This window comes from Ureibacillus sp. FSL W8-0352, from assembly GCF_038004345.1.
Taxonomy (GTDB): domain Bacteria; phylum Bacillota; class Bacilli; order Bacillales_A; family Planococcaceae; genus Ureibacillus; species Ureibacillus thermosphaericus.
In genome coordinates, this window is record NZ_JBBOQT010000001.1 from 1982530 (window position 1) to 1995143 (window position 12614).

Below are 12614 nucleotides of genomic sequence, written 5' to 3' on the forward strand. Positions count from 1 at the left end.
AGAATTTTTCATCAAAATAAAAAATGACAACTATTATCGTTGTCATCAAATTAAAGTAAGCTCGAATCAAGTGAGACGAATAAAAAACACCTGCTCTTTTAGGACACATGACAAATAGCCCTTCAATCACGATTTTTTCGGACTGAGGGCTATTTTTATGATTGGCGTAGATTTTGTATTTCATTTTATTGAAGGAGATTTTTCAAACGATGGATTTCTCCTAAAATCTCATTGTACCTCTAAAAGCTTAGGATCATCCTTTTTGGAAGGCATAGAAATTTTACTTATTACCTCCGTCAACCGAATTTCTAATCGTAAAATTTCTTCCTTAATCTGCTCTTTTTTCCTGTCTTTAACTTCAGTCTTGCTAGCCATTTATTCATCATAGCTGCCCTTGAAAGTTTTAAGTTTGCAGTCTTCGATAATCATAATCTGATTCGCTACTGAATTTATAAAGCGCCGATCATGAGAGACAAAAAGCAAGGTGTGTTCATACTCCCGAAGAACCTCTTCCACCACTTCCAGAGAGTTAGAACCAGTTTTTGGATTTTTGAAGGCTATTTTGGGATTCACACGATTTTCCGTTCGAGGAAAATTCAAAGTAAAAATTGAAATGGGAATTGCCCTAATGGCCACAAATTTAAGAAAATATGCACTACGAGGGGTGTAAAACTCTCATAAATTGGATGAAATTGTAAAAGGATGAGCTGTTTCAAACAACTCACCCCTTATTTTTGAGGTTGAAAAATACTTATGTCCCAACCTCTTAATTACATATTATTTTATAGGTTGAGTCCATTCTACAAACTTAGTCGGTTCCTCATATGATCCATTGTATGGTCCATATTCATCGCCTGATGGAACTCCTGTACCTTTTGCAGTCCAAGTACCACGATTTACAAATGGAGTTAGCCAAAAAACATACGAAACATATCCAGAATCAATTGATGGTCCTGTGTAGGTTTTTTCGATTGTGTAAGTCAAATCACCAGTTAAATTACTTTCTACAGCAGCAGTTAAACCCTTTTCCTTTGCAGAACCACTAACAGTAAATGAGGATTTTGTTGTATATTTAGTAGATATTTTTTTAGTACCACCTGCTGGAACAGTTGCGATTTGTTTGGCTTGTAATGGGGTATCTGTTTGTTTTACAAATTTTGTTACAGACCATTTGATTGAAAGATCATACCAAGCATTAGGAGAAATTACATTATTATTTTCTCTTTCTGGTGAAGCTCCTCCTAATCGTAAATTATTATCATTTAATGAAGTATATACATTATTAATAATGATTTCGTCGCTAGTAGCTTGCATTGAAATTGCTTCTAGTTCTTCATCAGTAATTTGTCCTTCCGCACTAGGAGAAATAATAAATTTTTTTCCATAAGCTGAAACAACTGTATCCTGAGTTTCAGATTGAATTAAAGGTGTTAATGTAGGTTCAATATTAGTTTGTGCTGATGCAAGTGGAGCAGTAGCAAGAAGTAATGCAGAAAAACCTAAAGTAGCAACTTTAATTTTTTCATATATTTTCCCTGCTAATCTATTATTAGTAACATTTTACTTTATTCGTTAATTATTATAAATATGTTAAATGTTGTTTTTTCTACTTTTTATTATAATAAAATTGAATGGAGGGATACACATTGAAATTTATCTATTTAGGATCTATCTTAATGATGTTTGGGGGTTTACTTTATACTTTGGAGAGAATAAACGCTTATTTATCAACGTATGTTATGTGGATTGGAAGTGCATCTGGAGCTGACCTTACCGTTTTTTATCCAAAATTTCTAGACAATTTTTTTGTCCCATTCTTTTTATTTTTAGGCATTTTTGTATGTAGCATAGGATTTTATCAATTGAAAATTATCAAACAATCTGAATGAATATGGATTTTAGTAAATGAGTTTTCGACAATAATTCTGTTCGGGAAAATATCAATATCCATTAACATTTGATAATGCAATAATTAATGCTACGTTTGAATTAGAATCCTTATCTGGTGAGAATCAAAAAGAATCCATTTTTGAAAAAAGAGTGAACAAAATGGATTCTTTTCATTCCTTTGCATAAACAAGGGGCAGAATTGTTATTTCAGGTTATCTCCATGTGTTATGAAACCAAAAGTATCATTGTCACAACAAATTTACAGTTTAGCCAGTGGAATAATGTCTTTGGTGATCCAATCTTAACGGAAGCAGTAATCTGAAACAATTTCTCCCCACTTTTCCTCATACATCATCCCTTTCTTTTTAAATGATTTCTGTTTAGGGAGTTGATCTTCATCCGCATACTTCTTAGCTGTTCGCCAATTAATTCCCATTGTTCTTTGTATTTCTGAAATAGATAAACCTTTGTTATTTCTTAAATGTTTGATACAATTAATATCAGACATTGCTAGCATCCTTTCTTACCTCCACTACCAATTGCTTGACACAATTACTGTAGTGGGACTTGGGGTGACTGGCAAGTCTTTTTTTGTTTATGCACAAAAATTTAGTGCAGGACTCTGCATTTTTCCTTTGCAAAGTTCTGCACTTTTATTTTGCCATACACACTCCACTATCTCATTGATTTAGATTCTGAATTAAAAGCGTCCTATGAGTTATATCAATACGTGCAACATTGCATAAAAATCAAAGACTTTGAGCTCCTAAAGAAAACATTAGAGAATAAACAAAATATCGTTTCCAGCTATATGAAAACCGCCATCAAGACAATCAACAAATACATCAATTACGTCGAGAATACGCTAAAGTACGATTATAATAACGGCATTTTAGAGGGGATTAATAACAAAATCAAAGTGATTAAACGCATTTCTTTCGGTTATCGATCCTTCTATCACTTTAGAAACCGAATATTCATTACCCAAAACTTAGCGAAAATAAAAACAGCTTAGGGGAACCTCGAATTTCCCCTAAGCCATCCGATTACACATCACCAAATAATGTCACTAAAATTTATTCACCAACACCATTTGACAAAGAACCTTTAATTATCTATCCTGCCTTCTCAACCCCAATAAAAAATCTAACCTATCAACTCAACCCCTATCACTTTCATGGTAGTTGACATGTTTCCTCAAAGAATAAAAATAAGGGTTTCCCGACATTAACGTCCTCGACAAAGATGTCATGAGAAAAATTCAATGTCAGGAAACCCTTTATCTATAAGTGCTTAAAGTATCTTTATTTCTCAACCCTTGACATCAATACCACGCACTCAACGTGCAACGAGCGGGGTGGATTGATGTCTTTTACATTGTCGGTAGTCGGAAACAAGTCAAAGGCACTTTTTTTACTATCGGTAGGCGGGAATATATCGATTAATTTTTACATATCGAAAAAATGAATACATCGCCGATTGCGTCCCTAGGATGTATAGACGCTGAAGTTGGATTCTTGCTTCATCTGCTGATGAACGAACTTACGGTACAATGCATGTCCATCCATCAATTGAGCATGCGTTCCTTGGCCAGTCAAGATGCCATTCTCCAGGAAGATGATTTGGTCTGCATCAACGACGGTTGACAAGCGATGCGCGATGATAAGCGTCGTGCGACCATGCATCAAGTTTTGCAGTGCTTCCTGGACAAGTGCTTCCGATTCGCTATCCAGATTCGACGTCGCTTCGTCCAGAAGTAGCAGCTTTGGATCGCGCAGCAGAGCGCGAGCAATGGCGATGCGCTGGCGCTGACCACCGGACAGCTTGATGCCCCGTTCGCCAACCTCGGTGTCGTATCCTGACGGCAATTGTTCGATAAATGCCGCGGCATTAGCCAGACGCGCAGCCTCGCGCACTTCGTCGTCGGTAACCGGACGCGTGAGCCCGTACGTGATGTTGCTTTTGATCGAACCTGACATGAGCGGGCTTTCTTGCAGGACGTAGCCGATCCCTTCCCGCCAAGCGTGAAGCGGAATTTGTTCGATGTTCTGCTCTCCGAGCATGATGCTGCCCGCCGACGTTTCATAAAACCGCTCCAACAAGGAGAAGATCGTTGTCTTACCGGCACCGCTCGGCCCGACGAAGGCGACAGTTTGCCCCGGCTCAATCGTGAAGTTTAAGCTGCGCAGCACCTCGTCCTCTTGCCCATAGCCAAAGGATACGTCCTGGAAGTGGATGGGCTGATTCCAATCGACTTGGTATGACACATCTTCCGATTGCTCCCAGTCCGCAGACAGCGTTAACGCGGTTGCGAAATCAGACTTCGATTGACGGTCTGGCTCCTGATGGTCAGGATCATCATTTTGCTGATTTTGCTGTATGCGTCCTGTTGACTGCTCTGGATCAGTGCATAGCAACTCTTGGATGCGCTCGGTCGCTCCCATCGCTTTTTGAAAGGCGGTGAAAAACTGTGCCAGCATGCTGAATGGCACTACGACCTGGAACATATAAATAATGACAGCAACCAGTGTTCCGGCAGACAAATCACCGGCGGAAACGCGCGCTCCACCGTATCCGATGATGACGACCAGCACGGCCATGATCACGGTTGTCATTAGTGGTGAGACGAATGCTTGGATGCGTGCTTCTCTCATGCCGAAGTGAAACAAGCTGGCAATCTTTCGCTCGCCCCGTTCGCGCTCAACGGACTGGGCATTGTGCGATTTCACAAGACGGATGTCGCTGAGCACGCGACCGAGTCCCGCGCTGAAAGCGGCAAGCTCATCTTGCATTTGCAAGGAAATTTTGTACACCAGTCTGCCTAATGGAGCCAAAATCAGCATGGACACTGGCACTGCGGAAAGCATAATGAGTGTCATTTTCCAGTCGATGATAAACAGGATCGCTAATGCGCCGATGATCGAAAGAATGCCGGAGATGGAGGTGACGAGATGGTTCGTTATTAGTGTCTTAAGCGTGTTCGGATCCTGTGTAACACGGCTGATCAGCTCGCCGGATTCGTGCTTGTCAAAGTAGGAAACTTTGAGTTTGAGAATGTGATTCCACAAGCGCAATCGGATGTTTCTCACGAACATCTCGCCAATATACGTCATGAAATAGTAGGAAAATCCGCCCGCAGCCGCCTGCACAAAAAACGCCGCTATGAGCCAAATGATGACGCCGATATCGAGACCACTAGCCGCAAATTGATCAATCAAATCACGGGTGAAAAGCGGCACAATCAAGCCGCCTGCAGCTTCCAATACACTTAGGATGATGGCAACGGCAAACAGCCCTCTCCTGGGAACGGCACTGCGCAACATTCGCAAAAACTTCCGCCATTGTCGTCCCTGGTCATGATTATTCACTCTCTCTGTGTCCATCTGAAAACAGTCCTTTCTTTATGGAATAGTACTCGAACGCTTCTGTAAACCATTTCTCTTCCTCTTCTGTAAACGGGGTGCCGATAGCAGCGGGCAGTTCTATATTTTCTAAGTGATCCGCATATTCATTCATAAAGTACCAATTGTCGCCCATCAGTTCGTTAGCGAGAGCCATAAATTGCTCGATGAGCTGCTGGACTTCTTCGGAGTCTGGACGATGGTTGCGCAATGCTTGTTTGAGGTCTTGAAGGATCAATGTCGAGCGCATGTTCCAGTCCCGCTCTTTGCTTTCGTCCGCGAAATTTTCCTTTATTCTCTGAATCAACGGCTCTGGAAACCAATCAGACATCCATTCCATCTGCTGCTGCTCCGTCACGATGCTGTGAATCAAGAAGGAGATCACTTGCGGATCTATTCTATGCTCGGCTTCAAGTACCGCGGCAGCATGATCAATCGCTTTCAAAATTTGCTGAATGTGTTGCTGTTTATGCTCCAAAGCCTGTTTCTGCATTCGCAAAGATCGTAGCAAGGCGTTGCTGTCCCCCGCTTGTCCGGACATGATCCCTTTAATGTCTTTCAATGAAAAACCAAGATATTTGTATGCAATGATTTGCTGTAGCGGAATTAGATCGTCCGGGCGATAATACCTTCTCCCGGAATCACTAATATAGCTTGGCTTGAGCAAGCCTTGCTCTTCATAAAATCGCAGCGTGCGTGGACTGACACGGGCTATACGGGAGAATTCTCCAATGGACATTTGCTCTTTCATCATCTCAATCAACCTCCGAATTCATTGTACAACTTTACGTAACGTAAGAATCAAGCGTTTCTTTATTTGCATAATTTCGTTTGTAAGCTTTTCACGTAGGAATATCCCCAGCTCATGCTGGAGGCTAAACTCATTATAAATTTCAATGCTCTTAGACTGAACAAACAAGAAAAAGTCATCTACTAATTGCCTTAAATTAAGCAAAGATCCACCTCATACACCCTAATATAATTTATAGTTTTTTATTGCCCTTCATAATAGCTTTGCTATATCCTCAAACCTTCTGATACCTCTGCTGGTTAGATGAGGTCTTTTCAATAGCCTTTATGTTACCTTCCATTTTATTTACGTAGTTTAAAAATAAAGTCCCAAGCAGAAGTCGATCCTTTCTGGGTATTCTATTCCATACATAACCCTTGAACAGGTCTTTAACAAGAAAGACTTCACCTTCATTCAAGTTTTCAGTTTCCTTAATAGCTTGTTCTAGTAGCTCATTAACATCACTCATGTTGTCATCTCCTTATCAATGTAAGCGTAAAATAACGCTCACGTGTTTTTTCGTGGGCGTTTATTATATGCTCTATTTAGTTTTATTTGGTATGCGACATTCTTCTGGAATTGTCTTCGACCAAGGAAGGAGTTGATCGATGGCTTCTACATCATTGTGATCTATCAATGGTAATTGTTCGAAAAGAGTCCCCCACGGGATTCACCGCTTCCTTCCTCAAGTGAGGTACTACGTTTTCTGTGTTCATCATGACTCACTGAATGCCAAGGGCTATTCTCTCTTAATTGTTCGGTCCTTCTTAGTAGTTCTAAACCAACTAATACTATGACCTCTGCTGACTTCTGACGGTTCAGCTACTTATCACTAAGTAGGTTATGAAGAGTACTTCACCTATCCGCCAGACCTCCCCGGGTAAGTACATGCACTTTCACACCATCTATCCGCCTCATTTACTCGATATGACCTTCGACAGAAAGAGCTTTGTTTTGTTTTGCAAACTCACTCAATCATACCTAGCCTTATATGAGGTTCGTGTTCCTCGGACCGGTGTTTTGCCTCCAGCTTCCTTCAGATTCCGCGTCACCACGGACACCCTTTCGTTGAGCTAACCTCTGCTTCTGTCTTCGGGGTTCGGGACTTACACCCTATAGTTCATGTACATGCCGGGCGCACATAAAGGAAAGGAATTGACAGGTCAATGTCAAATTCCTTTTAAACCATGATTTTAGCTGATACTTGTTCATGTGCTTGTTTTTGTTCAAATGAAAGACCATCGAGCAACCAACTGAATTGGCGGGGAGTGATGCACAAAGGGACGGGAGTTCTTTCATCAGGCCATTGAAAGACCCCTTTCTCTAAACGACGATAGTACAACCAAAACCCATTGTGATCCCAATGGAGAATTTTCAATTTATCTCGTTTCCGATTACAGAAAACAAAGAGATTAGAAGAGAAAGGATTTAACTGAAAGCTCATTTGAACAATGGCTGCTAATCCATCAATCGACTTGCGTAAATCCGTTGCCCCCGCTGCTAAATAAACATGTTGAATGGATGTTTTACTTAACATGTGTTTTCAGCACCTGAACCACTTCGTTGAAAAGGAGTGGATTGAAACCTTCTTTTACTTCGATGGAAAATTCCCCAATGTTAACGATGAGCGGGGAGTTTTTTTCATCCAACGGATGGGATACTTCAACAGTTAGCCATTGAGGGGAAGTCCGTGAAGTTTCAGTTGTCTCTAACTCTAGTCTTTTCATCCATTTATACATACTTTGATGATCTACTTGATTTTGTTTGCACCAAGCTTTTATACTTGACTCTCCACTAGATCGATAAGATTCGATTCGTTGTTGCCACAATTGTTTTCGTTCATCTGGGGACATAAAAATAAAAACCTCCTAACTTTTGATGTTGATCTAATTATCACAAAACATCATAATGGTTAGAAGGTGTGGGATATTTGGCGCTTACGGGACGACGGCAAAAAGAGAAGAACTTCAAAAACTTATTGAAGATGCTCAGGATAAGAAGTTCGATATCATTCTTGCCAAAGAGTTATCACGCCTTGCCCGAAATGGAGAATTATCCTATAAAATCAAAAACTTATGTGAAAACCAAGGGATTCACATCATTACTTTAGATAATGCGATCAATACATTAACAGGGAACACTCATGTGTTTGGCCTTTATGCATGGATGTACGAACAAGAATCTCAAAACATGAGTAATCGTGTTAAGGAGACATTAAAAACCCGTGCAAAAAATGGACTTTTCAAAGGATCAAATCCTCCATATGGGTATGAAGTACGAGATGGAAAACTGTATATTCGAAACGATGAAACACCAAATATTGTTAGACGAATTTTCAAAGAATATTTTGAAGGAAACGGACGACAAAGTATTGCGAGACGCCTATATAATGAAGGGATTCCAACACCTGCTCAAGTTGCTGGAAAGGCAAATGCAGGAAATAAGTGGCATGACTCTACAATTAGATGTATCTTAACAAATCCCCATTACGTCGGGGATCTTGTTCAAGGAAGAACAACGACAGTAAGTGTAACAAATAAAAGAAGAAAAAACGTTCCTAAAGAAGAACAGTTTATTATCAAAAATGTACATGAGCCAATTATATCAAGGGAAATGTTTGATGCTGTCCAAAATCAATTAGAGCAGAGAAGAAAATATATTACAGCACCCAAATTACATCTTTTTACCAACATTCTCTATTGTGCTGACTGTGGTACGGGAATGTGGTATAGAAGTAATCGTCGGGGCTACATCTGTGGAAATTATGCCCGTCATGGCAAAAAGGCTTGTACCGCCCACACGATAAAAGAGGATTTTCTAAAAGAAACGATCCTAGATGACATCCAAACCTTAATTCAACAAGTTGATAAAGAGAAATATATAAAGAAGATGGAGAGAAAATCGAAAAGTACAAAATCGGATTCTCAAAAGAAAATCAATAAGATTAACAAACAGATGGATGTTTTAAAAAATCGAAAAAGGAAATTCATCAACCTGTTAGCTGACGGAATTATCACACATGAAGAATATCAAGAGAGTATTGAAGCAACGAACAAGGATTTAACTGAATTAATGGAACAGAAAAATGAACTTCTTTCATTGATGGAAAGCGAGGATGTAATCCAAACGATTGAAAAGCTTAAAAAGGAATTACTTCAATTCCTAAATTTCGATGAATTAACCGAGGATATTCTCCATCGACTGATTAATCGAATCGAGGTAAAAGAGGACGGTACACCATGCTTTATGAAACATCGTGATTGCATCCTCACTGTTTCCACTTTCCTCCAATTCCATTCCACTTATACAGAGTTTAATAGGATTATTTGGATCAAATATTTTATTCATTTCATCTTTCCTCCAAATAGTTATGATGAGTAAATACAGAAGCTAACTTCTCAAAACCTTCTCCATTGGCTTGCAGTTAGCTAATTCTTCAATTAATTGAGCTGACCAAATTATTAGTATGGCAAATTCCCCCGAAGAAATACCAATAATGTACTATCGAAGTATAGCAGTCGAAATTCAGAATAAACAGTCTATTTCTGCCATTTTATAGATGTTATAATTAAATTTGGAGTGGTATATTTGGATCTTTGGACCAGCTGACGACTTGTATTATCCTCGATCCTACCTAATTAAGGGCAAAAAAATACCATCAATATGGTCCATGGACACACATTGATGGTATAAGCTGAGCTGACAGCTTTAAACTCTTGTGATTAAACCTAATATTTTCAAGACTTTTCGGGCTTTATTTCTTACACAATAATACAAATATTTATTTTAAGAATGCAAAAAATTAAAAAAAGAGGCTTATGATATTATCATCTTATGCAGTAGAGCCGACTTCCATTTACTTCTATAAATGCATATAGAGCAGCGGATACGGATTCCCTAGTTCATCAATATCAGGAATAGCAGTTTTACTATTACTTAAATTTCCTAAAGACATCATCCGAGTGACAATATAATAACTCTTCTTTGAAACTGCTAACTGTGCTTTTTAGCCAAACTAGAATGTATTTTACCTTCACTATTCTTTTCACAACCCATTTGGGTTCGATGGGTATATCATTCAAAGGTTTCCCAATGGAATATCTAGTTGCTCTTTTAATTCTTATTCGTAAGTTGATTGATTTGGCACTTTTTCTACCTGTTCAGCTAACTAAACATCTCGTTCATCTTTTGTTTTACATCCAAGATTTTTAGGTTCTTTATTGATGGACTAGAAGCATCACGCGTTTCAAAATGGCTCGCATAAATGCGACATGTTCATCCTCTAGAAAACTTTCAAGAATAGCCGTTTCTTTGAGTATATCATTCATTTTGTCTAAGACATCTGATTCATTAATCACTTGAATGATATGTGAATAGGATGTTTCTGATGGCATTTTGGAATTTCATTCGTCTATTAAATTCTTTTGCCTTTTCTTTTGTAAATTCATAAGAAAAGTGTTCTTCTTTGTTTTCATCATTTTTGTAATATATACATGACCTCTATTAATAATATACCTTTAGACCTCCAAGATTATTGAGTGCATTTTGAATATGAGTATATATGGTATAACCATTAGAATTATCCTTGCCTTTATGAATTCCAACGATTAGATAATTTGTTGCATTCGTTGTGATAACCGGTGCACCACTATCACCACCAGCAGAACTATAACTTGCTTTTCTTAAACCTTTCCACCATTGTGTAAGATCATATACTGAGTAGTTTTTATCTAATAGTTCGCCACAACTAAAACCAGTTGTTGCACCAGCTTTACATACAATATCGCCTACGGTTTCTCCTGATAAACTCTGCACACCTGAAATCTTTATATCTGATGGTTTATGTGCATAAATATATTTTCCCTTTCTTCCACTATCCATAGAAATAATTGCTGCATCGGTGTTTCCAGAATATATTCTTGAAACCATAGTACCAATATCTTTCCCACCTTGAGTCCACTTAACCCCTACTTTTGAGCAATGTCCAGCAGTTAAAAGATAATACTTATTTTTACTATCATAAACAGTTACATTAGATGTACATGAATCCTTATTTTCACTTACAATTCTAAGTCCGCCTTGTAAAGTGTAATAATAATCTGTACGTGAATCATTTTGTAAAGGTGATACTTTTATAACATCAATTCGTTTTTCTCCATATAAATTCTTAAGAGTATTTGTTACATATGAATTGTTATCTTCTACTCCAATTACTAATTTATTAAATTTCATATTAAGTGTTATATCTAAAATTTTTATATTTTGATTTAATAAATTTCCACTTTCTTCAATAATTTTGTCACGTAATTCCTCTAATTCAATTAGTGAGTTTTCAACAAAAATAAATTCAACATTTTCAGATTCCGTTGTTAATTCATTAATCTCTTTTTTTATTTTTTCAATTGTTGATTTTGGAGTACCTACTGTAATTCCCAAAATTAGTTTTCCGTTATTTTTCTGATCAATGTAAAATGAACCAATGTTATTCTCATTAATTTTTTCAAAGACCTTCTGCTTAATCTTCGGTACTTCATCTTTTTGGAATTTCATTCATCTATCAAATTCTTTTGCTTCTTCTTTTGTAAATCCATAAGAAAAGCGTTCTTCTTTGTTTTCATCATTTAAAATTGATAATACATGATTTCTATTTATATCAAATCCAAGGGTTTTCCTTAATTTAATGTTTTTCTCCAATTCCATTTGAGTCGGATTTCTATTAATCTCGGAAGCCATTACAAAAGATGTACTAGTGAAAAAAAGAAAAAAAGTAACAAAAAATACTAGTAAATGATTAATTAATCTCATCTCAAATATCTCCCTTTTTTTACCTAAATGGTATAATATTGGTATATATCAACAAAAAATTTGAAAATAGGGTGATTAAATGAAAAAAAAATTTTATTTAATTATCATTATATTTTTTATTTTATTTTCTAGTAAGCTTCTTCATAAGGAATATGTATATTTAGGTGAAGAGAATGGGGTTTTAGTTGAAGTAAAAATTAATAATTATTTACTATTTATCACCACATTTCAAACAAGAATTTATAATCAAACCGATGATGAAATTAGGGTGGCTAAGCCTATCACAAAATTATATATTAGTTCTGGAATTAACGTACCGAGCGGAATCCAAAATGATGTAATTAGATATGTGACAGTGAAACCAAATAGTAAAATAAATGGAAAAATCCATTTAAAGCTGATTTATCCGAAAAATAGACATTTTGCAACAAGTGTTAGTTATCAAATAAATAGTGAGGGATATACAATTCATATTGCTGATAAAATAAAATAATCAAGTGATGGAACTTTTCAGACACACCTTTCAAAAAGAAAGATCTTGGAGGAAGTGAAACATAAGAAAAGCATCTACCCGATTACAATGTAGATGCCTATTTTTTATTACGTCAAATAAAAATATTAATTACTATTCTTAATAAACGTTGCTACTATAATCTAATAATAGAATAATGCCATTTGCACATCCGAAAATAAAGTTCATTTTTCTATCGTTATTTAAGTTTAATTTA

Annotated in this window: 15 protein-coding genes and 1 pseudogene; 6 read left to right on the forward strand and 10 right to left on the reverse strand. The window is 37.2% G+C overall.

Annotation, left to right across the window (positions count from 1 at the left end; translation table 11 throughout):
* The first annotated feature begins 484 nt into the window (after positions 1-484).
* Positions 485-670 carry a transposase gene (locus tag NST98_RS10110; protein WP_340715048.1) on the forward strand — a complete coding sequence of 62 codons (186 nt, stop codon included), beginning with the start codon at positions 485-487 and terminating at the stop codon, positions 668-670.
* Between the two features lie 107 nt (positions 671-777).
* Here NST98_RS10110 and NST98_RS10115 read toward each other — a convergent pair whose 3' ends face one another.
* A complete protein-coding gene (locus NST98_RS10115; RefSeq protein WP_096549674.1) occupies positions 778-1314 on the reverse strand; it encodes a hypothetical protein in 537 nt (178 codons plus the stop codon).
* 332 nt (positions 1315-1646) lie between these two features.
* Between NST98_RS10115 and NST98_RS10120 the strand changes: the two genes are divergently transcribed.
* The gene (locus NST98_RS10120) at positions 1647-1889 is read left to right on the forward strand and encodes a hypothetical protein (RefSeq protein ID WP_096549675.1); all 243 of its coding nucleotides are present in this window, start codon (positions 1647-1649) and stop codon (positions 1887-1889) included.
* Positions 1890-2059: 170 nt separating this feature from the next.
* Positions 2060-2209, forward strand: a pseudogene (locus tag NST98_RS10125) (ATP-binding protein); the annotation flags it as partial.
* On the opposite strand, the gene NST98_RS10130 reads toward NST98_RS10125, so the two are convergent.
* Positions 2192-2407, reverse strand: coding sequence for a hypothetical protein (locus tag NST98_RS10130; protein WP_096549676.1), 216 nt, complete (start codon positions 2405-2407; stop codon positions 2192-2194). The pseudogene NST98_RS10125 and the gene NST98_RS10130 sit on opposite strands and share 18 nt — an antisense overlap.
* A gap of 141 nt (positions 2408-2548) precedes the next feature.
* On the opposite strand from NST98_RS10130, the gene NST98_RS10135 reads away from it, so the two are divergent.
* Entirely contained in the window at positions 2549-2905 is a 357-nt protein-coding gene (locus NST98_RS10135; RefSeq protein WP_197722733.1) for a transposase, read from the forward strand.
* A gap of 472 nt (positions 2906-3377) precedes the next feature.
* On the opposite strand, the gene NST98_RS10140 is transcribed toward NST98_RS10135, so the two are convergent.
* From NST98_RS10140 to tnpA, 5 genes are all read right to left on the reverse strand, one after another.
* Positions 3378-5273: an ABC transporter ATP-binding protein gene (locus NST98_RS10140; protein ID WP_340715049.1), complete on the reverse strand. Its 1896-nt coding sequence runs from the start codon at positions 5271-5273 to the stop codon at positions 3378-3380.
* On the reverse strand, positions 5251-6045 hold the full coding sequence (locus NST98_RS10145; RefSeq protein ID WP_096549678.1) for a MerR family transcriptional regulator: 795 nt from the start codon (positions 6043-6045) through the stop codon (positions 5251-5253). The genes NST98_RS10140 and NST98_RS10145 overlap by 23 nt, the downstream gene beginning before the upstream one ends.
* Positions 6046-6316: 271 nt before the next feature.
* Positions 6317-6550 (reverse strand): single-stranded DNA-binding protein, encoded by a 234-nt coding sequence (locus NST98_RS10150; protein ID WP_294185310.1) that lies wholly within the window; start codon positions 6548-6550, stop codon positions 6317-6319.
* Positions 6551-7261: 711 nt separating this feature from the next.
* Positions 7262-7618, reverse strand: coding sequence for an IS66 family insertion sequence element accessory protein TnpB (gene tnpB, locus NST98_RS10155; RefSeq protein WP_340715050.1), 357 nt, complete (start codon positions 7616-7618; stop codon positions 7262-7264).
* Positions 7608-7934 carry an IS66 family insertion sequence element accessory protein TnpA gene (gene tnpA / locus NST98_RS10160; RefSeq protein ID WP_340715051.1) on the reverse strand — a complete coding sequence of 109 codons (327 nt, stop codon included), beginning with the start codon at positions 7932-7934 and terminating at the stop codon, positions 7608-7610. The genes tnpB and tnpA overlap by 11 nt, the downstream gene beginning before the upstream one ends.
* Before the next feature lie 55 nt (positions 7935-7989).
* Here tnpA and NST98_RS10165 point away from each other — a divergent pair, with 55 nt between their 5' ends.
* On the forward strand, positions 7990-9462 hold the full coding sequence (locus tag NST98_RS10165; RefSeq protein ID WP_340715052.1) for a recombinase family protein: 1473 nt from the start codon (positions 7990-7992) through the stop codon (positions 9460-9462).
* An 836-nt stretch (positions 9463-10298) separates the two neighbouring features.
* On the opposite strand, the gene NST98_RS10170 is transcribed toward NST98_RS10165, so the two are convergent.
* From NST98_RS10170 to NST98_RS10180, 3 genes are all read right to left on the reverse strand, one after another.
* Positions 10299-10475, reverse strand: a complete 177-nt coding sequence (locus NST98_RS10170) for a hypothetical protein (protein WP_016839467.1) — start codon at positions 10473-10475, stop codon at positions 10299-10301.
* 109 nt (positions 10476-10584) lie between these two features.
* The gene (locus NST98_RS10175) at positions 10585-11631 is read right to left on the reverse strand and encodes a S1 family peptidase (protein ID WP_340715053.1); all 1047 of its coding nucleotides are present in this window, start codon (positions 11629-11631) and stop codon (positions 10585-10587) included.
* On the reverse strand, positions 11632-11886 hold the full coding sequence (locus NST98_RS10180; RefSeq protein WP_340715054.1) for a hypothetical protein: 255 nt from the start codon (positions 11884-11886) through the stop codon (positions 11632-11634). It abuts the gene before it with no gap.
* A 79-nt stretch (positions 11887-11965) separates the two neighbouring features.
* Between NST98_RS10180 and NST98_RS10185 the strand changes: the two genes are divergently transcribed.
* The gene (locus NST98_RS10185) at positions 11966-12379 is read left to right on the forward strand and encodes a hypothetical protein (protein ID WP_096549690.1); all 414 of its coding nucleotides are present in this window, start codon (positions 11966-11968) and stop codon (positions 12377-12379) included.
* The last annotated feature ends 235 nt before the right edge of the window (positions 12380-12614 follow it).